This is a genomic window from Acinetobacter sp. FDAARGOS_724 (genome assembly GCF_013364475.1).
Taxonomy (GTDB): Bacteria; Pseudomonadota; Gammaproteobacteria; order Pseudomonadales; family Moraxellaceae; genus Acinetobacter; species Acinetobacter variabilis.
On the sequence record NZ_CP054907.1, the window covers coordinates 95793 to 120191 of the forward strand.

The following is a 24399-nucleotide window of genomic DNA, read 5'->3' on the forward strand; positions in this document are numbered from 1 at the left end:
TGATATTTATTATTCATTATTTAGGAATTATTAAATCCTATAAATATCATTTATTGGATTAATTTACTTTGGTACTGTGCATATCATCCCCCAGTTAAGAATAAGGAACAACTATGAATAAGATGATGAATGCTCTTATCCTAGAAAATTTTGGTGCTCATGAATTTACACGTGTAGAACTCCCTATACCTCAACCAGAGGCTGGGCAAGTTCTAGTACGTATTCATGCCAGTGGTGTAAACCCTATTGATTATAAAATTCGTCTTGGTGAAGCACCATATGCTATGCCAGAGCTTCCTGCCGTGTTGGGAACAGATATGGCTGGGGTTGTAACTGCTATTGGTGAAGGTGTCACTCACTTCAACGTCGGAGATGAAGTTTACGGTCTGATTGGTGGCGTTTGTAATCTTCAAGGATCTTTAGCAGAATATGTTGTAGCAGATGCTGATCTGATCGCATTAAAGCCACGGAATATCTCTATGCGCGAGGCAGCAGTACTACCATTGACGTTCCTCACCGCTTGGGAAGGTTTAGTGGATAATGCGAAGGTCCAACCAGGGCAAACTGTACTGGTTCAAGGTGGTGCTGGTGGCGTTGGTTATATGGTGGTTCAGCTTGCAAAAGCACTTGATGCAAATGTTTGGGCGACTGGTCGTACAGCTGATCAATCACTGATTTCAGAACTCGGTGCAACACCTCTCGATTACACAACAGCATCTTCCGATGACATTATTGCTGCAAGCCCTGAGGGTCAAGGTTTTAACATTGTTTACGACACTGTGGGTGGTCCAGTACTCGAAGCTTCACTTTCCATGACAACTCACTATGGCCACATTACCAGCTGTGCTGCATTTGGTAATCATAATTTAGCGAGTTCATCTCTACGGTGTGCCACAGTGTCTGGCGTATTCGTCCTAATGCCGATGTTAACAGGCAATCGCCGTTCTCATCATGGTGATATCCTTAAGATCGCGACTCGTCTCGTTGAGGAAGGTAAACTGCGTCCTATTGTTGATCCTCGTCATTTTACTCTAGACCAAGCGATTGAGGCTCATGATGCTGTTCAAGATCGCTCTGCCAATATTAAGGTAGTGATTGATGTCATTTAACGCACTTCAGGCCAAGACTTGGCGCTTCAATAGTATTGGAGATACAGATGTTCTGACATTAGAAACACTTCCTGTTGCTTTACCAGCAGCAGGAGAAGTTCTAATCCAGATGAAAACGATCGGACTCAACCGGGCTGATGTAATGTTTCGGCGTGGTACTTATATTCAAAAGGCAGTATTCCCTTCTCGTCTGGGATATGAGGGAGCAGGCATAGTTCTGGCAATAGGTGAAGGTGTACGCCAATTTTCTCCAGGAGATGCAGTATCGATTCTTCCGACTGACAATCTAGCCAAATATGGGACATATACGGACAAGCTTCTGATTCCAGAAACTTTTTTAGTTCACAAACCCGATAGTTTAAGCTGGGAAGAAGCTTCTTCAATCTGGATGCAGTATTTGACGGCTTGGGGTGGTGTAATCCATGCTGGTGGAGTTTCGAAAGGCAAAACGATCTTGATCACAGCAGCTTCAAGTAGCGTAGGACTAGCTGCGATACAGATCGCTGAAGCAGCGGGTGCTAAGGTCATTGCAAGTACACAGACGATAGAGAAAAAGCAACGTTTACTGGATCTCGGTGTTAAAAATGTTATAGCCAGTGAAGATGAACCAGATTTGTATGAGGCGCTTGTTTCACGTTTGGGTGGAGAATATCTTGATGTCGCCTTCGATGCTGTAGGAGGGCCACATATTGAACAGATTGCAAAAGCGATGTCTGTGGGAGGAACGATGGTTATGCATGGTGCACTTAGCCCGGAGATCACACCATTCCCCCTAAAAATTGCATTACGCAAGAGCTTAACTATGCGAGGTTTTTTGTTCCTTGAGGTTCTGCATGACCCTGTTCTAAGGGAGCAAGCCAGACGATTTATTCTTAGCAGTATAGGTGCAGGATATCTTCGTCCAGTGATCGACTGTTGCTTTAACTTTGAGGACATGCATGACGCTCAGCGCTATCTTGAATCAAATCAGCAAATAGGAAAAATTGTAGTTACTCTAAATACATGATGGTCTTATCTGATTTCTACTTTCTAGAAAAAAGGTTAGTTCCTTCTGATTCAGGTTTCTATATGGCCCAGCACTTCCACTAAGTAATCAAACAATGCTCGGATTCGCAAAGGTGTCGGGCCCCGCTGTGGACGATATAAATACAGGCGCCAAACAGGAGAGGTTTCCTCATGAAGTATCTGAATGAGCTTACCACTCCTAAGCCACGGCAAAACTAGAAATCCAGGCATGTGTCCGAATCCAACTCCAGCGAGAATCGCTTGAAATTCAGCTTCTAGATCATCTGTAATAAAACGGGGCTTTGATGGCGTAAAGCTTCGACTTTCGGTGAATGTCCATGGCCAGTAACGTCCTGTTTTATGATCGACTAATGCTGTTAGAGGGTATTTATCTAGGTCAATAATTTTTTTGGGCATTCCAACCTTATCAATTAACTCTGGCGTACCCACAGAATAAAAGTTCACTTTCGCCAATTCCCTTGCCACATATCGATTGTCCGGCAAAAATCCAAATCTGATCCCGATATCTATCCGCTCATCGATCACATCCGAGTGTGAATCTGTTAGCACACAATCCACGACAATATCTGGATAACGTGTGGCAAATTCTGCTAGTGCAGGTACTACCAATTTGCGCCCTAACACAGACGACACAGTAAGACGCACAGTCCCACGCATTTCATCTCGTTTTTCCTTGGTGTCTTTTACAAACAAAGCATCGATCGATCCCACCGCAAAACGTGCTTGCTTTGCCAGACGCTCACCATCAGCGGTAATTTTAATTTGTCGAGTACTCCTGTAAAACAGAATCTCTCCGCGCTGCTCTTCTAGCTCTTTTATTGCCCGTGTCACTGCCTGTGGGGAAATACCCAGATGAGTTGCTGCCTCTTTAAAATTTCGAGACTCTGCTGCGACACAAAAGATACGCATCATTTCCAATTTGTTCTGCATGTCCAATCCTGTGGTCTGGTAATTATTCCGTAAATAGGAATTCTGAAAGATAATATTATTCATTTATTATACCTAACAAGGCTGTAATACTTAATCCATCAAATATGATTGACAGATAGGTTGAAGGGCACTTGTATGAATAATATAGAAAATAAAGTTATTGTTATCACAGGTGCAAGTAGTGGTTTAGGTGAAGCTACTGCTCGCTTACTTGCTAAAAAAGGTGCAAAGGTTGTACTTGGTGCTAGACGTACTGAAAAATTAGAGGCTATTGTTCACGACATTCGTACTGAAGGTGGTCAAGCTGAATTTATTGGTATGGATATAACCAAACCACATGAAGTACAAGCACTTATTGAAAAGGCATTAAGCGCATTTGGTCAAATCGATGTATTGGTAAACAATGCTGGATTAATGTCTATTGCACCATTAAGTGAGCTAAAAGTTGATGAATGGGATCGTATGATCGACATTAATATTAAAGGTGTTCTTTATGGTATAGCAGCTACTCTACCTGTTTTCCAAAAACAAAACTTTGGACACTTTATTAATCTCGCATCTGTTGCAGGGATAAAAGTATTTAGTCCAGGAGGTACTGTTTATAGCGGTACTAAGTTTGCTGTAAGAGCCATCTCTGAAGGACTTCGTCATGAAGTTGGGGGAACAATTAGAACGACTACTATTGAGCCTGGTGCAGTTGAGTCAGAACTAAAATTTGGTTCTTCTCATAAAGAAAGTTCAGAGTTTGTTACTGATTTCTACAAACAAGCTATACCAGCTGACTCAGTCGCTCGAGCAATTGCTTATGCAATTGAACAGCCTGCGGATGTAGATATTAATGAAATTGTTTTACGCCCAACGAGCCAAGAGTTTTAATAATTGAATAACAAAAAATGGGAGCACCTTGCTCCCATTTTTACTATATTTTTAAAGTTAAGGACAAATCTATGAAAGCCGTATCGTATGTTATAAATAACCATGATGATTTTAAAAATTCATTGGTAGATATTGAAAAAGCTAAGCCTACGCTTAAGGAGCGTGATGTACTGGTAAAAGTTCAGGCAATTTCTGTGAACCCAGTTGATACCAAAGTGAGAAAAAATTCGTCTGAAGCAAATAATCGTATTTTAGGTTGGGATGCCGTTGGGGAAATTATCGAAGTTGGCTCAAAAGTTACCTCATTTAAAGTAGGAGATTCTGTTTGGTATGCTGGCGATTTAACCCGAGATGGTAGTAATGCTGAGTTTCAAGCAGTCGATGAACGAATTATCAGTCTTAAACCCATTACAGTATCTAATGCAGAAGCAGCAGCATTGCCATTAACTGCAATAACGGCATGGGAAATGCTGTTTGATCGGTTTCAAATTTCAGAAACAGAAATTGGCAGTATTCTAATTATTGGTGGTGCAGGCGGTGTAGGATCTATCGCTATCCAACTCCTAAAAGCAAAAACAAATCTGACCGTTATAGCAACAGCTTCACGTGAAGAAACGAAATCTTGGGTTGAATCACTGGGTGCCGACCATGTCATTGATCATAGCAAAGATTTGAATGCACAAATCGATACACTAGGCATTGAAAAACCAAAATACGTATTCTCTACAAATCATACAGAAACATATATCAAGCAAATAGTTTCTCTGATTGCACCACAAGGCAAGCTTGGATTGATCGATGATCCACAAACATTTGATATTATGCCGTTTAAGACTAAATCTATTTCTATCCATTGGGAGCTGATGTTCACCCGTTCAATGTATGAAACCGATGATATTGAAAAGCAAGGTGATCTATTGCAACAGGTTGCTCAATTAGTTGACCAGCAAAAAATTAGAAGTACCCTCAACCAAAATCTAGGCAAAATTAACGCTGCAAACTTGGAGAAGGCGCATAAGTTACTTGAATCAGGTAAGTCAAAAGGCAAAATTGTACTAGAAAACTTCTAAAACAAATTAAAGGTGAAATAATGACTATTTCAGTAATTGCGAACTTTAAGGCAAAGTCAGATCAAAAAGAGACGTTAGAAGCGCTTTTAAAAAGTGTAATAGAGCCTACGCTTCACGAAGAAGGATGCTTGAAATATGAGCTTTATATTAGCGAAAATGACTCGAGTAGATATTTCTTCTTAGAAGAATGGCGTAGCAGGGAGGATTTAGATATCCATATAGCGTCTGATTATATTCAAAGTTTATTTGGTAATATCCAATCGCTCATTGAATCCAGTGATATTGTAGAAATCAAAAAAATATAGCTGTATTCGAACGTTATGATGAAGTATTCTTCAAATTAACATAGGGACTTGGAAAGCTAACAAAAAATGGGAGCTATAAGCTCCTATTTTTTCTGATTTTTTAATAGTAACCTAGGATTCAACAAATTATGCCCCTAAGGGGAGCCACCCATACCCTGCATTTTGACAATAATGTCATCGTTTAGAGGCAGCAAATTTACGAGCATCAGTCGGTACGACTGGTGATTCATATGATATTGCTTTGGCTGAGACTGTGAATGACTTATACAAAACAGAGGTGATTGAATATTTAAAAGCAGATTGGCAAGGTTTAGCAGATGTACAACTTGCGACACTAAACTGGGTAGATTGGTTCAATAAGGAACGTTTACATAGTGCGTTAGATTATGTGTCACCTTTTGAGTTTGTGGCCTAACTTAAATAAAAAGTCTCCGACAAACCCGGTACGGTTTAATCACATGAATAGTGCTATTTTGTAGTACCAGTATTTCAATATGATGAATCAAGGTGATATTAAAAGGCTCTCCCTTTGTATATAGAAATCAGTCCTTAAAGCTGCTTAATCAACCGTCTAACTTTCGAGGATCATATCAGGTTCGGCGGACACTTACCTGTCTACACATAGAAATTGCACCAATACCAAGTCCATCAGCGACATCTGCAAACTGTTTTTATATCAGGCATTAATTGGCTACAACCTACAGACAATTGGCGTATAAAACGATGTAGGGTTTTAATTTGAGTAAAGACTGGAATCTGGGTGGGTTGACCAGATAAATATTTTCCGTAGCCTTACCCAACGTAATCTGTACATCCAATCTTTTTAATGCCTCGAAGATCACTGCATCAGCGCCTTCTAGAAAGGCTGGTATTATTTTTCCGGTCATTTGGTTTTTTCTTACTTTGGTATAAATACCATAATCCACTTTAATTAGCTCACCTTCTTGAACTAAGTTTCGCAGAGTTCTTTCAATTTAGTCATAATTTGCAATGTCATTAAAATCATTTCGCATAAATAAGTCAGTAAAACTGCTTAACTGGCCGGCATTGTGGCCGGTGTCGGGTTTTCATCATCCAATTTAGGAAGCGAGCAAATTGCGTAAAACATAGTGCAAGATCCCACCTGCCTTAAAGTATTCCACCTCATTCAAGGTATCAATACGACACAACACCTGAAAATGGCTATATGTACCATCGGTATGTTGCACTTCTACATCCAGCATTTGATGCGGATGAATATCATCCGACAATCCTAGAATTGATAGGGTTTCATGCCCGGTCAGGTTCAAGATCTGCCGGTTCTGACCCTCCACAAACTGTAAAGGTAACACCTCCATGCCGACCAGATTAGAACGGTGAATCCGCTCAAAACTTTCAGCAATCACTGCTTTCACCCCCAATAGGTTGGTGCCTTTGGCCGCCCAGTCACGTGAAGAACCGGTGCCATATTCTTTCCCGGCAATAATCACGAGTGGGGTTTGTTCTGCCTGATAGCGCATTGCCGCATCATAAATCGAGAGTTTTTCTGCACTTGGAATATGCAGAGTATTGCCACCTTCCTCCCCACCCAGCATTTCGTTTTTGATGCGGATATTGGCAAAGGTGCCTCGCATCATCACCTCATGGTTGCCACGGCGGGATCCATAAGAGTTAAAGTCTTTTGCATCAACCCCCTGTTGCTGCAAATATCGTCCGGCAGGACTATCTTTTTTGATGTTGCCTGCAGGGGAAATATGGTCCGTCGTGACTGAATCTCCCAATACAGCCAAAATCCGTGCCTGTTTGATCTGCTGAATTGGTCGCACCGGCTGATCAATTTCTGCAAAAAAGGGTGGATGTCGGATATAGGTCGATTGTTCATCCCAAGTATAGGTTTGACTTTGAGGAATCTGGATCGCTTTCCACTTGGCATCACCTTCAAACACTTCCGCATATTCTTTATGGAACATCTCAGTATTCAAGTTCTGCAGTGCGGCATCAATTTCCATCTGTGTCGGCCAAATATCTTTTAAATAAACTGCTTGCCCATCAAAGCCTTCACCTATCGGCTCAGCAGTGAGATCAGTTCGAATATTCCCGACCAAACCATAGGCAACAACCAAGGGGGGAGATGCTAACCAATTGGTTTTCACCAAAGGATGCACTCGTCCTTCAAAGTTACGGTTTCCGGAAAGCACTGAGGCTACATTCAAATCGAAACATTGCACAGCTTCTTCAATCGCTTCAGGTAAAGGTCCCGAATTACCAATACAGGTGGTACAACCATAACCTACCAGGTTATAACCCAGTTGATTCAAATAAGGCGTCAACCCTGCTGCATTGAGATAATCGGTAACCACTTTGGAACCTGGAGCCAGTGAACTTTTCACCCAGGGTTTCCGCTGCAAACCTTTTTCGATTGCCTTTTTGGCCAATAGCCCTGCTGCCAACATGACACTGGGATTCGAAGTGTTAGTACAGGAGGTAATCGCTGAAATCACCACGTCACCATGCTGCAACGGATATTTTTTACCCTCAATCATACAAAAAACATTTTCATGGGGCAGGTTGGCCTGTCTCGCTTCAACAGCCGTACCTCCCCCTCCTTCATTTTCCAGACGCTCTTTTTCTTCTTTGACCGGTTTCAAGGTCAGATCCATGAAGGCATCAAAGGTTCTCGGCACTTGTGACAATAGTACACGATCCTGTGGGCGTTTCGGACCCGCTAGACTGGCTTCTACCGTCGACATATCTAAAGCCAGCGTATCTGTAAAGACGGGTTCATCCCCCGGATTGCGCCATAATCCTTGCAACTTGCTATAAGCCTCTACCAAGGCAATTCTTTCCGGCTGACGTCCTGTTAAACGTAAATAGGAAAGCGTCACCTCATCAACCGGGAAAAAGCCACAGGTAGCGCCATACTCCGGTGCCATATTGGCAATCGTGGCACGGTCCGCCAAGGGTAAATCGGCCAGGCCATCACCATAAAATTCGACAAATTTTCCAACTACGCCTTTTTGGCGCAGCATCTGGGTAATGGTCAGCACCAGATCAGTTGCTGTAATCCCTTCTTTGAGTTTACCGGTAAGCTTAAAGCCGATCACTTCCGGAATCAGCATGGAGATCGGTTGGCCTAGCATGGCCGCTTCCGCCTCAATACCACCTACCCCCCAGCCTAACACGCCTAAGCCATTGATCATGGTGGTATGTGAATCGGTACCGACCAAGGTATCAGGAAAGGCAAAGCGCTGCCCATCGACCTCATTGCTCCAGACCACTTGTGCCAGATATTCCAGATTGACTTGGTGGCAAATCCCGGTTCCTGGCGGCACCACGCGAAACTGATTGAGTGCCGCCTGCCCCCAGCGCAGAAACTGGTAGCGTTCGCCGTTGCGTTGCATCTCAATGGTAACATTCTGCTCAAAAGCTTGCGGGCTGGCAAAGTAATCGACCATCACCGAGTGATCGATGACTAAATCCACCGGTGACAACGGATTAATTTTTTCCGGATCACCGCCGGCTTTGGCCACTGCTGCACGCATTGCAGCAAGATCAACCACTGCAGGAACACCGGTAAAATCCTGCATCAGCACCCGTGCCGGACGATACTGGATTTCCTGTTCTGAAGTTCGGTCGTTAAGCCATCCTGCCAAGGCATGAATATGCTCGGTCTTCACCGTGAGCTGATCTTCAAAACGTAATAAATTTTCCAGCAAGCCCTTTAAAGATTTGGGCAGCCGGGACAGGTCGCCCAACTGCACTTGCAATTTGGATAGGTTGAAAATCTGATAGTGTTCTGAACCGACGGTTAATGTTTCTAAGGTATTAAAACTATTGATATCAGTATACTTGGCCATCTAGCTTCCCTCCTGCTTGAGCTGTTATTTTTATGATCACAGTCAACCACTTCTTTACTTACTGTATGCTAACTGAGCGGTGGGTTTGTTATTATTTATTATCGGATTGCGCTAGCCAGTTAAATGCAAGGCTGCCAGGGCATTTTTCCAGAGAGTTGCCGACATTTCAAATCTGGCATCAACAACGTTTCTGCCCATCCTAAGGACATAAGCTAAATTGACCAGCGTATTACTTTGTTCTGTGTCTATAAACGTCGAAGTCTCTCTAATTCTTCGATTAAATCCAACATCATGGCTACAGCAGTAAAACTTGCATCAAAATCACGCTGTAAACGATACGCTTTTTGTGCACGTGCCACATCATCCACTAAAAAATATAAATCTGATGCATTTACGCGATTTGGCAAAATATCGTATTCAATCAGTTGCAGAATCCATTCAGGACTTTGACCACAAACTTGAGCAAAACTATTTAAATCATAACGTTGTTGCTCATCTACAACTTCTGCCTGTTGGATATCTTCTAAGACCACCTCATAATATTTAACTGTCGTCATAATTTTACTCCTTATGATGATCTCGGCTTAAATTTGGAGAATGCTGCTGCAAATGCTTCATAAGCCTGTTGTTCTTGTTCAGTTTGTGCAGGTGGTTGCACAATATCGAGGATGAGGAATAAATGCCCTGCATCTTTAGCAGGAATCCCCTGATTTTTTAAACGTAATTGTTGACCTGTTTTGGCATTTTTTGGAATTTGAATATTGAGTTGTTTACCATTGGGTAAGCTTGCCGTAATCGATTGTCCAAGTGCTGCTTCCCATGGACTAATCTTCAGATGATGATAGACATCCGCGTTTTCAGCATAAGTTGAATCTGTAGCTTTGTATTGGATTTCAATATACAGATCACCATTTTCCCCCCCATGAATACCCGGTTGCCCCTGTCCGGTTAAACGAATTTTTTGCCCTGCTTTCATGCCTTTTGGAATTTTAATTTTTAAGACTTTACGCTGTACTTCTGCTTGCCCGTACGCATTGATAGTTGGAATCTGTAAAGTGACATTTTGAGTTGCACCATGGAATGCAACATCCAAATCTACTTCTAGAGTCGCGTGTTGATCATCACCTCTATAGGATGCTCGACCCTGATAACGCTGTTCATTGAAACCACCAAAACCGCCACCAAAGCGACCAAACAAGTCTTCAAACCCTGTAAAATCCTGTCCGCCCATATTTGAATAATATTTATGAGCATCCCTACCCTGGCTATTCTGTGGATGGTCTAATTCAAAATCATATTCTGCTTTTTTTTCATCATTACTTAACACATCGTAAGCAATGTTTAACTGTTGCATATGCTCTTCTGCATCAGCTTCTTTACTGACATCGGGATGATATTTTCTGGCAAGTTTACGATAAGCTTTTTTAATTTGCTCAACAGTTGCATCTCGAGGTACACCTAATATTTCATAATAATTCTTGGTCATCTCTGCCCTATTGGTGGTTTATGTTTTATTCATTATTCAATTTTTTTATAGCTAAAAAAACCTTTTAAAGATTTTTCTTGTTATAAATTATTTCTTTTACATAAGAAATAATTCTTTAAAATCATAGGATAATCTATATTTTTCTGACGACAGCCGCTAAATAATCTTGTCTTTTTTGAATTAGCCTGTTCGAAATCATGATTAGGATCAGTCTGCCTTTTGGTAGATAGCGCAAAATGGCTCATTTCAGGCGGTTATTTTTATCCTGCTGATCATGATCATTTTCGCGGCGGCTGGCGCATATGGGGTTGAAAACAAGGCGCAACCGGAAGTCTTTAGCTCCATCCCTGCATCCTGGTTGCCTAGTGATTAAAGATAATGAACAACAACTTACAGCCGAGGATATCCAACATTTAGGACAACGCTTCTGGCGCAAATCTGCTCAGCAGCACGGCCATGGTCTGGGGCTGACATTAACCGCTAACCTGTTAAAACAATATGGTTATCTGCTCTCTTTTAATGCCCGACGGCCCTATGGGCTTCGCATTGAAATCAAGTGCGGCGTGTCTAAGCGTGACCTGCAAGCTTAGGAATATCCAGCCATACGGCTGTTGGAAAATACTGGGGCAGATACTCCTTTAAATATTGAATAGTATCCATCGCAATCGTTTGGTCCTGATGGTCATCAGTATGGTTAAATGCCACAGCATGAAGTGTGACTTTACGCTGTTTGAGTAGCTCCAGGCTCAGTAAAGTATGATTAATACTGCCCAGACGGCCTGAAGTTACCAGAATGACAGGATAATCGTGCGCTGCAATATAATCGATTGTCAGCATGTCCCGGGTCAGCGGCACCATTAATCCGCCTGCCCCTTCAAGCAAAACCCGGTCATAACGCTCGGCCAGTATAGTGGCTGCCTGCTGAATTTTTTCGAAATCGATTGAACGCCGATCCAGTTCAGATGCCAGATGCGGTGAGGCTGGATAGCTAAAAATTTCTGGCATGGTCAGCTTGTCATGATCTTCAGGCAGCAGTCCACACCCCATGATCATCCTGTGCTGCTCAATATCTTCTGAAACATCCACATTGCCAGTTTGAATCAGCTTTTGGGTAATGGTTCGAATCCCCTGTTCATTCCAGCTTCTGGCTAAAAAACCGGTGGCATAGGTCTTACCAATAGCGGTATCAATGCCGCTGACAAAATAGATTTTCAAACTCATAGAGCCTTCCGTGCAATCAGGTAAATGGGATGGTAAGTCAAAGGATAACCCTCTGTTTCCGGGATCTGGAATTGAGCATAATGGTGCTCGAACTGCGCAAGTGAGCTTTTGCTCCAACGAAAACCCTGAGCCGTTGCCTGCACACCGGTAGATTTCATGTGTTTTAACACATCTCTAGGCTGGGCAAAGTTGAGTTGGATCCGTTCTTCATTTGCCATCAGCAGTTCAAAGCCCTGTGCCTGCAAGATATTTGCTACAGTTTCCAGTGGTAAATAATCCAGACCCTGTCCTGTTAATGCTTTAATTTCTTTTAAATTGTCTTCTGCATAACTGGCAAAACAGAAGTATCCTGATGGGTTCAAGGCATTGGCCACTTTTCGGATTAAGGCTGGTAGCTCCTGAATCCACTGCAAGGCTGAACAGGACACCACCAAGTCTAAAGACTGCGGTAATGGCAACTGTTCGATATCGCCTATACCCCAGATGAATTGCTCAGTTTCAGGAAAATGCTGTTTCACTTCAGGATAAAGATCATTTAAAAACAACTGATCAACCTCATAATGCTGTAAAAAAGCATGGCTAAACAGACCTGAACCACAACCAATTTCTAGCGCACGTTGCATATGTGGTTGGGGAATATACTGTTGCATTAAATGAAGTAAATGTTGAGCGACATGGTGCTGTGCTACGGCATGCTGATCATAACTGTGCTGAGCCTGAGCAAATCGTTGTGCAACCAGTGTGTTGTTCATGGCTGATACTGCTCCAGTACACTAAAACAGTGCTGAATTTCCTGATTCTTTATTCCGTGATGCAAACATATCCGCAGTCGTGACGAGTTTTTGGGAACAGTGGGTGGACGTACAGGCAATACATAAAAACCATGATCTTGCAAATAGGCTGCTGAAGCTACGGTCTGATGCGTATCTCCAATAATGACCGGAATAATCTGGGAACTTGACGGACAGTCATAACCCAGATTTTTTACTGCCTGCTGACTGTATTGTGATAATGCAGTTAACGATTGACGTTCTGCCTGTAAGCCCTGTTGATGCTGAAAGATAAAATTTGTCCAAGCCATACAGATGGGAGGTTGGGCCGTACTGAAAATGAGCGGGCGCATTGAATTAATCAAATATTCCTGGATTATCGGTTCGCAGACCAAATAGCCACCAACCGAAGCAAGCGCTTTACCAAAGGTACCTACCAGGAAGTCGATATCCCCTATCACATTGTATTGCTCGGCACAGCCCAGTCCACGTAAACCGCGTACGCCTACCGCATGCGCTTCATCAACATACAGCATGACTTTAGGATGCTGTTTTTTTAGCGCCACCAAAGCAGTTAAATCGGTTTCATCCCCATCCATACTAAAAATGGATTCTGTGACGACAATGATACGTTCAATCGACTCATCTGAATGATATTTCAATAAAAGTTGTGCCAAGTGATCTAAATCATTATGCCGATATCGCACATAATTCGCTTTAGATAAACGGATACCATCAATCATACTGGCATGAACCAGTTTATCAGCAATGATTTGGGTTTTACTGTCTGCAAGCGCAGGTAAAATCCCGATATTCATATGATAGCCGCTATTAAACAGCAGTACCACACGGCCAAAGGCTTGCGACATGTTATGTTCAAGCTGTTCATAAGCGGGAAAATTTCCAGTCAGCAATCGGGAGGAGCTGGCACTCATCTGCCGTTCAGAAACAGGAGTCATATCAAAAAATGCTTCCCGTAAATCCATTTGGCTGGCAAGACCCAGATAATCATTCGATGCCAGATTCAACATGTTTTTGCCGTTGAGTTCAAAATGGGCAGCACTGGTAATGTTGGATTTAAACTCGCGGTATTGCCCTTGTTGCTTTAATACATCAAGTTGCTGTGCAAAATGTTCGAGGTGATTCATGCTGCAAGCTCCAGGTGCTGAATCATAGCGATCATATGTTCCAGCAATGTCTGCAATTCGGCTGTAGAAATAATAAAAGGTGGCATGACATACACCAGTCTGCCAAATGGACGAATCCATACACCACGACGAACACATTCTGCCTGGAATTCAGCCAGATTCACTGCCTGATGCAGCTCAACCACTCCAATTGCCCCAAGCACCCGCACATCTTTGACTACAGGATGCCCATCTAAAACATACAAAGTACTTAATTGCTGTTCAATATGCTGAATATTGGCTTGCCAGTCCTGTGCCAGTAAAAGCTGGATACTTTTTACTGCAACTGCACACGCCAACGGATTGGCCATAAAGGTCGGGCCGTGCATAAAAACACCCGCTTCCCCCCGAGAAATGGTCTCTGCAACCTGCCTAGTGGTGAGCGTAGCAGACAATGTCATATAGCCACCGGTCAGGGCTTTACCTAAACAAAGTATGTCAGGGATGATATCGGCATGCTCATAGGCAAATAGCTTACCAGTGCGTCCAAAACCTGTCGCAATCTCATCCAGAATCAGGAGTATATCGTATTGCTTACACAAAGCTTTGGCTTGGCGTAAGTATTCAGGATGATAAAAACGCATCCCTCCCGCACCCTGAACAATCGGCTCAATAATCATGGCTGCAATCTGCTCATGCTTTTCTGCCAGTAACTGTTTCAGTGGCTGGATATCCTGCTCCTGCCATTCGCCATTGAAGCGACTTTCAGGTGCAGGAACAAAATATCGATTAGGCAGGCTTGAACCGAAGATTTGATGCATACCCGTGACGGGATCGCAAACTGACATCGCGTTCCATGTATCACCATGGTAGCCCGAACGTGTCGTGACAAAATTACTTTTTTCCGGTTGACCTTGGGCATGCCAATATTGCACCGCCATTTTCAAGGCAACTTCTACAGCAACAGAACCGGAATCAGCAAAAAAGACTTTATCAAGCTCAGATGCCGTAATCTCCAGCAGGATTTTCGCAAGTTCAATGGCAGGCTGATGGGTCAATCCGCCAAACATCACGTGTGACATCTTATTCAGCTGCTCAATGGCGGCCTGATTCAGCTCAGGATGACTGTAGCCATGAATCGTACACCACCAGGAGGACATCCCATCAATCAGCGCCCTGCCATCTTCCAGATAGATCTGGGCACCGCTGGCGCTAGCGACCGGATAACATGGCAAGGGGGCAGTCATTGAGGTATAAGGATGCCAAATATGCTCTTGATCAAAAGCGTCAAACACAAAATTCATCCTGAAAAATTGTGGAAATATCGATCTTAGCCTGCTCAGTTGAAAATGCAAATGACTGAACTCTCTATCTTGCTGAAGCAACTGATAAATCATCCAGAAAATCCAGAATAGGTGTTAGCACCAATTCTGTATCGAACAGGATTGCATCATGTGCGGCCTCGATTTCTTTGACTTTGATTAAACTTTGTTGATAAAAGACAGGTTCTATGGAAACTTGGCAAGGAACTAGTGAATCTTGATTTGAAAATATAAACAGTATCTTCGTTGAACAGGTTTTTAATATCTCTACCAAGTCTAATTGCTTTAAAAGATAAAGATGCTTTTCTTGATGATTTAAATCAATTAAAGACAGTTTGGATTGTAAATATTTTACCCGTTGCCGTGCATCCTTCGCTCCCATACAGACGAGATGACAAAAACGTTTCAATGTCGTTAACATGTCTAGTCGGGCGGCCTGGAGAAACTGTTCAAAATCAGTTTCAGGCATTGCTTGTTGCCAATCTTTATTGGCAACAAAACAAGGATTGGACATACAGGCAATGACAGGCTTTGCTACTCGTGTCTGCTGAAAGATTTCATTCGCCAAATATATGGCCAATTGTCCTCCTAAAGACCAGCCTATGAGCACATCATAATCTTGTGCGAGCTTTATCTTTTCCTGCAGGGTCACCGCATCAAAGGGGTCAAAAATATCAGAGATTGCTACTGTATGATCTGTCCTGAGTTTTTCAGAAAATTCTTTCAGGACGGTTGTCCCCAGTCCCCAGCCTGCAATCAATAATATATTCATCTGCTATTCCCTGTGAAAATACATTAGGCCTTCAAGCCATAAAATTTCTCGGCTAAAAATTATTGCTTTTCAAAAAAGCATGAAAATACTTTTAACCAAAAAAGAAAAAAGTGCCTGTCTTAACGCTAATAACCCAACGCCTAGATCTTTGTACGAATAAAGCGACCTAGGCCATGCCCTCTTTATTCACAATTCGGCAAGTTAGCCGATAGCTACAAGAAAAAACTGCTATCTCAGGCTGAAAAACGGGATAGTAAGAATATTCACATCATGACCAGAACATTTAAGCCATATTCATATATAAGACAATCACACATCATGTTGTATCTTACGACTTATGACATACGGTTATGTCTTTAATCTCAAGAATAAATCTCTATACTTGAATAAATAATAATGGCATATGAAATTAATCATAATGCTTTATATTAAAAATAATTTTTATTCTTTCTATACAAAAAATATTATTACTTTAAACTCTGAAAAACAAATATATATTTTTCATACATTATTCATGTAATTATTTCATTAACATCCTAAATTATTACTTTAAATAATTATTTTAATGGAAAAAAATTGGTTAGTAAGGACAAATCAAACTATTACTTTTTTGCCCATGGTCATAGTTATATTTATAGGACTAATTGGCTATGAATGGGTACGTACAGAACTGGTCGGAAGCTGGATTCTTTTAATTGGCTTTATTCTACTGGGACGCTTTTTAAATGTAGTTCAGTCCGTTGTACTGAGTATTGTCATTTTTATTACTCTTTTTATTTATATTTTATTTAATGTCCAGGCTGATAGCATGGATATCAATACTCGCTTCTTGCAGCTTTTTATTCTACCTTTAGCGCCACTTCTACTCAGTATTTACTATGAAATGATGTCGACCAACAGGCAAACCGACAATTTACTAGATACTTATCGTAAAAACCTGACCCATAAAACATTACCTATCAGTACTTATTTCTATACCCAAACTCAGGTTCAGGATATGTTAAATCTGAATCTGATTCCTCAATATGATGAAATTTATATAGAAATTACCAACCACAATTTATTAAGAGATATGTTGCAGGTGGATGAACTAAAACTGTTACAACAAAAAATTATCCATGTGCTGGAAAGTAAGTTCGAAGTTCCTCATTTTTCCTTTACTGATAGCCGGCTCTCGGTCTTGCGCGTAATTATGATTGCCGATCGAGAATCTACTATTTCCAAACAACTGATTGAAAAAATCAAACAGATTGAACTGATTAAAACAGAGATTACTCATTTACCCCATCATCAGGGCCGACCCTCCTTGGAGGAACGCCTATGAGTCATTTTTTGCATGTCTGCGGTCTGGTCGTTTCAGTCAATACACTGCCTGACCCGGTACTGAGTTCTTATTATCAACAATATTATCAATGTGAGCTTAAAACAGCCGATCCGGTTCAGCAGCAAGATTCCTCAGATATTAAGCAAATTCCAGCCTATTTCCCAGCTCCTAGGAAGTTATGGCCGGTATTTAGCTTGGATCAACTACAGTACGAAACTTATCAAACCATGAAAAATCAGGGTATTAAACCGGGTTTAATCATTCCTGAAAATTTCATGAAACCATCAATCTACTTTCAGATCAAACAGGAGGTTTCGGAAGGTGCTATCCCGATTCTTGATCTAAGCAGTATCGAACCAAAGCGTTTTCGCGGACTTGCGACCCTCGCCACCAGTGCAGGTCTACGTCCCATGGCTGCCTATATACAGGATGGCTGGAATCCGAATCTCAAAACTTTACCTGCGGGACTTTACATTGTTCAGGCCAATCCAGGACAACTGCCTTTACCCGCCCGTTTAATTCAATCTGGTCAGCAACAATTTTACACCGCCTACCCACAAACTGCTTTCAATGGTACCGGAATTATCCTGAATCCTCAGGGGCCACTTGCCGAAAATGAAATTGCTTATCCTGAATTGGGAATTTCCTGGACCTTTTTAAATACACGCTTTGACAGCCAACTGAACCGGGTGCATACCAATCCACTCGGCTATGTTTTGCTCTCAGCAGGAATCGTCATCTTGCCATTACACCTGGTGCTCTCGACCCATTACCCTAATTTATTAAGCTTCTGGGGTACCTCAACTTCCTGGGCATCCGTTGTTGTGATCGTTATCTTAATGCTCATCCTCCTGATCACCATGTTATGGCGGAGGTTCAAAAAATCATGAGCATGATCGATATTCTGTTTATTACCGGCTTTATCGGGATCTGGATTCCACAGGCCTTTTGGGCCTGGCTCAGCTTTTCTGCCTGGCGCTATTCGATTCGTGCCAGTCAGGAACTGACCAATTTACCAATACCTGAACGTTGGCCCATGCTGAGTGTGCTGGTGCCGGCATATAACGAAGCACTGGTGATTGAAGATACCTTACGCTCTCTAGCTGCACAGGATTATCCGGCTGAAAGTTATGAAGTACTACTAATTAATGATGCCTCCAAAGACAATACCCAGGAAATTGCCGATCGTATAGCAGCCGAATTTCCAGTCATTCGGGTCATCAATGTGCCTAAAGGTCAAGGTGGTAAAGGTAAATCCAGAACTTTGAATAACGGACTCAAACACGCCCGCGGAGAATTGATTGCGGTTTATGATGCGGACAGTACGCCAGAGCCGGATTGTGTACGGCTGATTGCCCAGACCTTGCTGGCAGATTCTAGTCTGGTCGCAGTGAATGGCAAAGTCCGTACCCGCAACTGGAAAGACAGCCCCCTTAGTACCTTTATCGCTATCGAGTTTATCTATTTTCAGTGGATTTTTCAGGGTGGACGCTGGCTGCGTTTCCGTCTTTCCACCCTAATGGGAACCAATTATGTGATCTGGCGAGATGCACTCGATATTCTAGGGGGATTTGACGAAAAATCCTTAGTCGATGATACCGAAATGAGTTACCGGATTTTTCTAGGACATAAACGGATTAAATGGGTGCCTTATGCCGTAGGCTGGCAACAGGATCCGGGCGACCTGAATATTTTTATCAAACAACGCTCGCGTTGGACTCAAGGTAACTTTTATGTAACCCGTAAATATTTAAGAACAGCGCTCCGGCATCCTTTTCCAATCGGAATGGAGATCGGCAATAATATTATGTGTTACATCATTTTTGTGCCAGCCCTGTTCTTAAGTCATATGACGCTGGTGGTTGGCCTACTCGGTATTGATGGCACCACGATTCCCGGCCCATTTACCTTACTCTTCATTTTGGCGTTTATTCTTTATCTGGTCCAGATCTGGTTCACCCTCAGTCTGGAAAAAGAAGTGCCTAAACGATTTTACTTCTATGCCTTTATTGCCTATTTCACCTATTCACAAATCTTTCTCCTGATTGTCTTTAAAGCTGCCTGGGACATGTTAAAAGGCAAAATCAAAGGTGAAGGAATTACCTGGTACAAGACAGAACGAAAGAAGGAAAAAAAATGATCATGCACATAAAAACAGCTCCTTTGAGATTAATGTCTTCACTTATCTTGGCATTGTCTAGTGCACCTCTCTATGCGGCCATCTGGAAGCTTGATGATGTAGTTGCGCGGCATGTAGAGCAAACTACGCCTTACTTTTTTTATGTTGGAAAAGGTGAAAGCTGGCAGGATGTCCAGTTCAGCAGTCAGTTCAATGTACAGGGTAGCAGTACGGTGATTGTCCGGTATGACAATCAGCTGATTCATCAACAAAATTTGAGTGGTAAAGGCACATTAAATTTTAGCCTCCCCCCTGCCGATAGCGGTTTTCATCGGCTGGATATCAGTATTTTACAAAAACCAGGACCTGGACAAAGTACTGCCAATATTTGTCTTGAATCAAGCAATTTACAGACTACCTTGACTCAACCAAATCTGAGTTATCAATCGCAGCGTAACAGCATGCAGCTGAATCAACTCCCGGATGTCCTGTTCAATAGTCAATTGAACCGACCAGAACCAGTACAGGCACTGCTAGGTTTTAATACGGCAAATTTCCTGGAAGCCACCATGATGAGTAGGCTGGCAACTGCCTGGAATTTTGCGACACCTGTGCAATGGCGGCTAAATACCACTCCTGAATCAGCACCTGATTTCATGATCAATATTCAGCGTTCGGCCGCAAAATTACCCGCAGCCAGGATGAGTCTAAATCAGGTCAACCAGATACCAAGTCTCACGATTGAATACTCTTCAGAATCCCAATTATTGATGGCCGTCAATGCCCTGCTCAATCAGCAATATCTGGCACAACTAAATACTGCAACAGCGAGTTTAAATGGCCCTGTCGCACGACCAAACTGGGCCAGTGTACGCCGTTTTGAAAGCTTGGCTGATCTGGGCATTTCCGATTTCAAACTAGACAATACTCCCAAAAATATTTCACTGGTCTTTCCTGCTGTTTGGGAGGCTACGGATATTTTAAAGGGTCAGCTTAATTTCCGTTCGCAAAGCGGACTCTTACAAGGCTCGACCTTACAGGTTTGGCTCAATGAAGTACTCGCAGGTAGTACCAGTCTGGCAAAACTGGATTCCAGCCCGGTTGAGCGGCAGTTTGAATTTGTAGGTGCAGATTATCCCTATACCAACAGCTTTAACATGACGGTGAGTAATAACCAGTTAAATAGCAATAATTGTCTACCTAATGCGGGTAATGCCTTATGGATTGATGCTAAAAAATCTAAGCTTAGTCTGCCTTACCAGATGAAACAGGGAGTCATCAGCCTGTCTACAGTTTTTGACAAGACTCCTGAAATTGCCATGAATACGCCTGTAGCCACCCCCATCGCGATCAGTTTGGCTCAAGTTGCCAAGAACATGCTGCTCAGTAATGATCCAATTGGTCTGAATATCACCCAGCTGAATCCAAGTACACCTAAAACCATTAACATCCTGCTGAATGCCCAGCGTTATCAATCCGAATTGCAAAAATACAGTCAGATTCTTTACTTACCTACTACGGCAAATGGTAGTTTGATCACCGTCAGAAACGGGAATTTCTGGATTTATAGCGACAACAACCTCGGGGTAGAAAATTTTGCCCGCTTTTGGCCGCAAATCCAGCAGAAAATCCCGAACAATACTGCGGCCTTGTTTATTTCTGCCCAAGGGCAAATTACCGTACTTAGTCAAACAGCTATAGAAAAAGCAGAAACCCCGATAATTGAACAGATTTCCATGCGAACTATTGCTATTATTCTAGTGATTGTTGCTGCGCTCATTATAGGGCTGCTGTTCTGGCGCAGAACCCGTAAGGCACAAAAAACCAAAGAAGAATAATGATGAAAAAATACCTGATTTTAGGCTTACTGGTGTTACTGGCACTTCCTGCCTTGGCTTTTACTGGCTCTGCGTTTTTTATGGCACGTGCAGATGCTAAAGCGGTAACAGCGCCTAAAATTGAGGGTATTTTCTGGCAGGTTGACCAGATGAGTCACGCCTCCGGTAACTGGCACTTATTAGGCATCGATACCTTAGTCACTCAATGGAGTATTGTAGACGGACGCTCCTTTTTTAAAGAAATCCCCGGAGCCCAATGGCAACATCAGCCGGACTGGAATACGATTACCGAACAACCCTGGTCCAAGCAGGTTATCTTAGGTCTGGCAGGCATTTTTCAGGAACCTGTGGCACGTGAAAATATTGACCAGCTCTTTTTACAATCCCAACAGATTATTAAAACTTCTCTTCCAGTTCAGCCTGCTGCTTATTATTTTCCTGTAGAAGCTGATCCAAGCTGGCATGGAGTTGCCAATCTGGCGCGTTATGTTGCCGAGTTCCAGCGACCAATCTGGATCAGCATTTATAGTGCAGATCGCAAATCACGGTTTTTACATTACTGGCTTGAAAGCTGGTTGCCTGATAATGCCCAAGTTTTTTTTCAGGATGGCGTCGGTGTGGGCACGCGCAGCCCCGAAGAAGCAGCGGTGATTTATCAAAATCTTAAACATCAGGTTGGGGACAAAAGAGTTGTGATTATTCTCGAAGCTTTCCGGCCTAAACCGGGAGGCGGCTTCCGTGCAGCTTATCCTTGGGAAATTGCAAAACAGTTAAAAGCTTATGCTGGAGAGCGTGTCTATATTTTTGACGGTCCACATTATTTAAATAAAGCCAGTGTGCTCTGGCTTTATTTGTGGATGAAAATCAATTACTAAGCTCTGACTATTAAATCTTGCAGCATCTGTTCCAAAATACGTTCCGAAGCATGACCATCACCAAATGGATTTTCGACTTCTGCATGTTGTCGATAATAGGCTGAATCATCCATGAGACGAGAAAACTCTTGTACGATTTTGGCCTGATTAGTACCGACTAGTATTCCACAACCTGCTTCAACCACTTCCGGACGTTCAGTTACATCCCGCAGTATGAGCACCGGTTTTTGATAGGTGGGGCTTTCTTCCTGAATACCGCCTGAATCGGTCATAATAAAATAGGCTGCACCTAAAACAGCCAGTAAGTCCGGATAATCCAGAGGTTTTAACAAATGTACCTGCGGATGATCCAGAAACTCGCGATAGGCAATTTCATATACCTGCGGATTGAGATGCACAGGCCAGGCAAAATGCAGCTCTGGATAACGGCGACATAGTGCATGGATGGCGGCACAGATATTTTGAATACCTTCACCAAAATTTTCCCGTCGATGTGCGGTCAGCAAGACCAGTTTATCTTGTTCACTTAATTTCAGCCCCATTCGCTCTAACCTTTGCTGAGACTGCTGAGAAGAAGATTGCATTAAATCACGGGCATGATAAATAGCATCAACCACGGTATTACCGGTAATAAAAATCTGCGGGTCTGGAATATTTTCCTGACGCAAGTTTTCTGCAGAACGTCGGGTCGGTGCGAAATGCCAGTGAGCCAAGCGGGAAACCAGTTGCCGGTTTCCTTCTTCCGGAAATGGATGCATCAGATCAAAAGAGCGTAATCCGGCTTCAACATGCGCTAAATGAATATTCAAGTTAAAGGCCACCAGAGCACCTGCAAGTACAGTGGTGGTATCCCCTTGCACTACAATTACATCACATTTCGGCATGTCACGATATACTTGATCCAGTTCGGTCAATGCCTTGCTTAATAGAATATTTAGACTTTTGCCGGGTTGCATGATTTGCAGATGATGATCAATCTTGATTTGGAAAAACTCGATCGCATCCTGTACCAATTCCAGATGCTGACCGGTAAATACCACATTGACTCTAAATCGTGAATCTTGCTGGGCTTTTAAGATGACTGGTGCTAATTTAATCAGCTCAGGGCGGGTACCAAAAATAAAAGAAAGATCAATCGGCATGGTTAAAAGCTCCAGTAATAAGTCAGTTCCACTCGGGTATTATCAAAAGTTCTTTTTCCAGACTCAGGTGCCCCATTTACATATTTGCCATACATCTGTTCAATACGTAGCTTGACCGGGAAGTCTGCAGGTTGCCAGGCTATACCCGGCCCCAACTCTGCCAGGTTATTATAAAATTCGTTATTGGAATCATTAATCGTATGTAACTTCAGATAAGTCTGGATATTGCCTAGTTGATCCCGGTTAAAGTTCCAACCGGTACGCAGGCGCAGGTCGCCAATTACATTATAATCCTCACGTGAATAGCTCGCTGCATTGCCATACAGTTCGGCAAAATACTGAGTTTTCTGGGTAACCGGACTATGACTAGTTTCGGAATCATGCCAATACCATTCCCGATAACCGGTCAAACCAAAATTAATACTTTCTCTGAATTTGTCTCGGTTTAAATCGATTAGATCATAACTTCCGCCGAGTTCCAGATATAGATAGAGCGGCCATTCCCAAGGACGGTAATTTGTTCCAACACCGACAATGGCTGCATTCTGGTCAATAATCTCAGGTCGTGCACCGCCGGTAGATTGGGTATCCCTGTTAATGCTGGCAAAGCCATAAATCTGGCCACGGTTTTCTTCTCCCCAATAACGTCCATAACGGAGCTTCAAGGGTAAGATGGCCGTGTCATAACGTCCTTCAAAAGAAGGAGAAAAATAGATATCGGCAAAGGTATTTTTAGTCTGACCACTTGTTGTTCCATTTAAATTAAGTACGGCCTGTTGGGCTTTTGCTGCAGTCTCAGGATTTGAGGAACTTTGCAGTTTTTTAAATATTTCTAAAGCTTCGGGATTACGCTGAGCAGCATTCAACAGATAGGCTTTTTGCAACAACAATTGTTCATCATCTGGCGTTAATTCAAGAGTTCGATCAATATAAATTAAAGCTTCGGGATTATTATTTTTGCGCATTTCCAGATATGTCCAAGTTTTCCAGACCTTTGGATCTCGCGGTGATTTCTGGCTAATCTGCTGTAAAAGTTGTGTTGCCTGTTCGAGATCCTTTTGTTCAACTTGGTAATATTGTTCCCATAATATATAAGTTTCAGGAAAGGTTTCTGCTTGAATGGAAATACTCAAGAGAAATAGGCAAATACTTGAAATAGTAGGTAATCTTTTCATTTTAATGCATGAATTAGAATATTATAGTTCACACTATAACAGCAATTTATTTTAAGCTTGGAGCGGATGAAATTAA

At 42.5% G+C, this 24399-nt stretch carries 21 protein-coding genes and 3 pseudogenes; 13 read left to right on the forward strand and 11 right to left on the reverse strand.

Going from position 1 to position 24399, the window contains the following annotated elements; translation table 11 throughout:
- Nucleotides 1-113: 113 nt before the first annotated feature.
- A complete protein-coding gene (locus tag FOC32_RS00655; protein WP_004812136.1) occupies nt 114-1109 on the forward strand; it encodes a zinc-dependent alcohol dehydrogenase family protein in 996 nt (331 codons plus the stop codon).
- Nucleotides 1099-2115, forward strand: coding sequence for a zinc-dependent alcohol dehydrogenase family protein (locus FOC32_RS00660; protein WP_004812134.1), 1017 nt, complete (start codon nt 1099-1101; stop codon nt 2113-2115). The genes FOC32_RS00655 and FOC32_RS00660 overlap by 11 nt, the downstream gene beginning before the upstream one ends.
- Before the next feature lie 50 nt (nt 2116-2165).
- Here FOC32_RS00660 and FOC32_RS00665 read toward each other — a convergent pair whose 3' ends face one another.
- Nucleotides 2166-3065 carry a LysR family transcriptional regulator gene (locus FOC32_RS00665; protein WP_004812132.1) on the reverse strand — a complete coding sequence of 300 codons (900 nt, stop codon included), beginning with the start codon at nt 3063-3065 and terminating at the stop codon, nt 2166-2168.
- Between the two features lie 135 nt (nt 3066-3200).
- Between FOC32_RS00665 and FOC32_RS00670 the strand changes: the two genes are divergently transcribed.
- The 4 genes and pseudogenes from FOC32_RS00670 to FOC32_RS00685 form a co-directional block, all read left to right on the forward strand.
- Complete coding sequence (locus tag FOC32_RS00670) at nt 3201-3941, forward strand: SDR family oxidoreductase (RefSeq protein ID WP_004812130.1); 741 nt, start codon at nt 3201-3203, stop codon at nt 3939-3941.
- A gap of 71 nt (nt 3942-4012) precedes the next feature.
- Nucleotides 4013-5011 (forward strand): zinc-binding alcohol dehydrogenase family protein, encoded by a 999-nt coding sequence (locus tag FOC32_RS00675; protein ID WP_004812129.1) that lies wholly within the window; start codon nt 4013-4015, stop codon nt 5009-5011.
- Nucleotides 5012-5031: 20 nt separating this feature from the next.
- Nucleotides 5032-5316, forward strand: coding sequence for a putative quinol monooxygenase (locus FOC32_RS00680; protein WP_004281848.1), 285 nt, complete (start codon nt 5032-5034; stop codon nt 5314-5316).
- A gap of 175 nt (nt 5317-5491) precedes the next feature.
- Nucleotides 5492-5731: pseudogene (locus FOC32_RS00685) on the forward strand (integrase core domain-containing protein); the annotation flags it as partial.
- Between the two features lie 664 nt (nt 5732-6395).
- On the opposite strand, the gene acnA reads toward FOC32_RS00685, so the two are convergent.
- The 3 genes from acnA to FOC32_RS00705 form a co-directional block, all read right to left on the reverse strand.
- Complete coding sequence (gene acnA / locus FOC32_RS00695) at nt 6396-9152, reverse strand: aconitate hydratase AcnA (RefSeq protein ID WP_004812125.1); 2757 nt, start codon at nt 9150-9152, stop codon at nt 6396-6398.
- A 245-nt stretch (nt 9153-9397) separates the two neighbouring features.
- Nucleotides 9398-9709, reverse strand: a complete 312-nt coding sequence (locus FOC32_RS00700) for a chaperone modulator CbpM (protein WP_004812124.1) — start codon at nt 9707-9709, stop codon at nt 9398-9400.
- Nucleotides 9710-9720: 11 nt separating this feature from the next.
- Complete coding sequence (locus FOC32_RS00705) at nt 9721-10638, reverse strand: DnaJ C-terminal domain-containing protein (protein ID WP_004812122.1); 918 nt, start codon at nt 10636-10638, stop codon at nt 9721-9723.
- A gap of 232 nt (nt 10639-10870) precedes the next feature.
- On the opposite strand from FOC32_RS00705, the pseudogene FOC32_RS00710 reads away from it, so the two are divergent.
- Together FOC32_RS00710 and FOC32_RS00715 are read left to right on the forward strand one after the other, a co-directional pair.
- Nucleotides 10871-10993 (forward strand): annotated as a pseudogene (locus tag FOC32_RS00710) (ion transporter); the annotation flags it as partial.
- Nucleotides 10983-11228, forward strand: a pseudogene (locus tag FOC32_RS00715) (ATP-binding protein); the annotation flags it as partial. The pseudogenes FOC32_RS00710 and FOC32_RS00715, both read left to right, overlap by 11 nt.
- Here the strand turns inward: FOC32_RS00715 and bioD are convergent.
- The 5 genes from bioD to FOC32_RS00740 form a co-directional block, all read right to left on the reverse strand.
- Complete coding sequence (gene bioD, locus FOC32_RS00720) at nt 11206-11859, reverse strand: dethiobiotin synthase (RefSeq protein ID WP_004780106.1); 654 nt, start codon at nt 11857-11859, stop codon at nt 11206-11208. The pseudogene FOC32_RS00715 and the gene bioD overlap by 23 nt on opposite strands.
- Nucleotides 11856-12611 carry a malonyl-ACP O-methyltransferase BioC gene (gene bioC / locus FOC32_RS00725; protein ID WP_004812119.1) on the reverse strand — a complete coding sequence of 252 codons (756 nt, stop codon included), beginning with the start codon at nt 12609-12611 and terminating at the stop codon, nt 11856-11858. The genes bioD and bioC overlap by 4 nt, the downstream gene beginning before the upstream one ends.
- Complete coding sequence (locus FOC32_RS00730) at nt 12608-13777, reverse strand: 8-amino-7-oxononanoate synthase (protein ID WP_004812117.1); 1170 nt, start codon at nt 13775-13777, stop codon at nt 12608-12610. Before FOC32_RS00730 ends, bioC begins: the two co-directional genes overlap by 4 nt.
- Nucleotides 13774-15051, reverse strand: coding sequence for an adenosylmethionine--8-amino-7-oxononanoate transaminase (bioA, locus tag FOC32_RS00735; RefSeq protein WP_034424591.1), 1278 nt, complete (start codon nt 15049-15051; stop codon nt 13774-13776). Before bioA ends, FOC32_RS00730 begins: the two co-directional genes overlap by 4 nt.
- 73 nt (nt 15052-15124) lie before the next feature.
- Nucleotides 15125-15850: a hypothetical protein gene (locus FOC32_RS00740; protein WP_004812113.1), complete on the reverse strand. Its 726-nt coding sequence runs from the start codon at nt 15848-15850 to the stop codon at nt 15125-15127.
- Between the two features lie 808 nt (nt 15851-16658).
- Here FOC32_RS00740 and FOC32_RS00745 point away from each other — a divergent pair.
- The 5 genes from FOC32_RS00745 to FOC32_RS00765 are packed head-to-tail and all read left to right on the forward strand — an operon-like array spanning nt 16659 to nt 22006.
- Nucleotides 16659-17174, forward strand: a complete 516-nt coding sequence (locus tag FOC32_RS00745; RefSeq protein WP_228127312.1) for a hypothetical protein — start codon at nt 16659-16661, stop codon at nt 17172-17174.
- On the forward strand, nt 17171-18064 hold the full coding sequence (locus tag FOC32_RS00750; RefSeq protein WP_004812108.1) for a hypothetical protein: 894 nt from the start codon (nt 17171-17173) through the stop codon (nt 18062-18064). Before FOC32_RS00745 ends, FOC32_RS00750 begins: the two co-directional genes overlap by 4 nt.
- Nucleotides 18061-19314, forward strand: coding sequence for a glycosyltransferase family 2 protein (locus FOC32_RS00755; RefSeq protein ID WP_004812106.1), 1254 nt, complete (start codon nt 18061-18063; stop codon nt 19312-19314). The genes FOC32_RS00750 and FOC32_RS00755 overlap by 4 nt, the downstream gene beginning before the upstream one ends.
- Nucleotides 19311-21131, forward strand: a complete 1821-nt coding sequence (locus FOC32_RS00760) for a hypothetical protein (protein ID WP_175965979.1) — start codon at nt 19311-19313, stop codon at nt 21129-21131. Before FOC32_RS00755 ends, FOC32_RS00760 begins: the two co-directional genes overlap by 4 nt.
- Nucleotides 21131-22006, forward strand: coding sequence for a hypothetical protein (locus tag FOC32_RS00765; protein WP_045796775.1), 876 nt, complete (start codon nt 21131-21133; stop codon nt 22004-22006). The genes FOC32_RS00760 and FOC32_RS00765 overlap by 1 nt, the downstream gene beginning before the upstream one ends.
- Here the strand turns inward: FOC32_RS00765 and wecB are convergent.
- Nucleotides 22003-23148, reverse strand: coding sequence for a non-hydrolyzing UDP-N-acetylglucosamine 2-epimerase (wecB, locus tag FOC32_RS00770; RefSeq protein WP_104427058.1), 1146 nt, complete (start codon nt 23146-23148; stop codon nt 22003-22005). The genes FOC32_RS00765 and wecB overlap by 4 nt on opposite strands.
- 2 nt (nt 23149-23150) lie before the next feature.
- Nucleotides 23151-24323: a tetratricopeptide repeat protein gene (locus tag FOC32_RS00775; RefSeq protein WP_104427059.1), complete on the reverse strand. Its 1173-nt coding sequence runs from the start codon at nt 24321-24323 to the stop codon at nt 23151-23153.
- Between the last annotated feature and the right edge of the window lie 76 nt (nt 24324-24399).

Excerpts from the sequence above, each read along its gene's own strand:
- FOC32_RS00655 (WP_004812136.1), top strand. The coding sequence starts at position 114 with ATGAATAAGATGATGAATGCTCTTATCCTAGAAAATTTTGGTGCTCAT.
- FOC32_RS00660 (WP_004812134.1), top strand. The coding sequence starts at position 1,099 with ATGTCATTTAACGCACTTCAGGCCAAGACTTGGCGCTTCAATAGTATT.
- FOC32_RS00665 (WP_004812132.1), bottom strand. The coding sequence starts at position 3,065 with ATGCAGAACAAATTGGAAATGATGCGTATCTTTTGTGTCGCAGCAGAG.
- FOC32_RS00670 (WP_004812130.1), top strand. The coding sequence starts at position 3,201 with ATGAATAATATAGAAAATAAAGTTATTGTTATCACAGGTGCAAGTAGT.
- FOC32_RS00675 (WP_004812129.1), top strand. The coding sequence starts at position 4,013 with ATGAAAGCCGTATCGTATGTTATAAATAACCATGATGATTTTAAAAAT.
- FOC32_RS00680 (WP_004281848.1), top strand. The coding sequence starts at position 5,032 with ATGACTATTTCAGTAATTGCGAACTTTAAGGCAAAGTCAGATCAAAAA.
- acnA (WP_004812125.1), bottom strand. The coding sequence starts at position 9,152 with ATGGCCAAGTATACTGATATCAATAGTTTTAATACCTTAGAAACATTA.
- FOC32_RS00700 (WP_004812124.1), bottom strand. The coding sequence starts at position 9,709 with ATGACGACAGTTAAATATTATGAGGTGGTCTTAGAAGATATCCAACAG.
- FOC32_RS00705 (WP_004812122.1), bottom strand. The coding sequence starts at position 10,638 with ATGACCAAGAATTATTATGAAATATTAGGTGTACCTCGAGATGCAACT.
- bioD (WP_004780106.1), bottom strand. The coding sequence starts at position 11,859 with ATGAGTTTGAAAATCTATTTTGTCAGCGGCATTGATACCGCTATTGGT.
- bioC (WP_004812119.1), bottom strand. The coding sequence starts at position 12,611 with ATGAACAACACACTGGTTGCACAACGATTTGCTCAGGCTCAGCACAGT.
- FOC32_RS00730 (WP_004812117.1), bottom strand. The coding sequence starts at position 13,777 with ATGAATCACCTCGAACATTTTGCACAGCAACTTGATGTATTAAAGCAA.
- FOC32_RS00740 (WP_004812113.1), bottom strand. The coding sequence starts at position 15,850 with ATGAATATATTATTGATTGCAGGCTGGGGACTGGGGACAACCGTCCTG.
- FOC32_RS00745 (WP_228127312.1), top strand. The coding sequence starts at position 16,659 with ATGGATATCAATACTCGCTTCTTGCAGCTTTTTATTCTACCTTTAGCG.
- FOC32_RS00750 (WP_004812108.1), top strand. The coding sequence starts at position 17,171 with ATGAGTCATTTTTTGCATGTCTGCGGTCTGGTCGTTTCAGTCAATACA.
- FOC32_RS00755 (WP_004812106.1), top strand. The coding sequence starts at position 18,061 with ATGAGCATGATCGATATTCTGTTTATTACCGGCTTTATCGGGATCTGG.
- FOC32_RS00760 (WP_175965979.1), top strand. The coding sequence starts at position 19,311 with ATGATCATGCACATAAAAACAGCTCCTTTGAGATTAATGTCTTCACTT.
- FOC32_RS00765 (WP_045796775.1), top strand. The coding sequence starts at position 21,131 with ATGATGAAAAAATACCTGATTTTAGGCTTACTGGTGTTACTGGCACTT.
- wecB (WP_104427058.1), bottom strand. The coding sequence starts at position 23,148 with ATGCCGATTGATCTTTCTTTTATTTTTGGTACCCGCCCTGAGCTGATT.
- FOC32_RS00775 (WP_104427059.1), bottom strand. The coding sequence starts at position 24,323 with ATGAAAAGATTACCTACTATTTCAAGTATTTGCCTATTTCTCTTGAGT.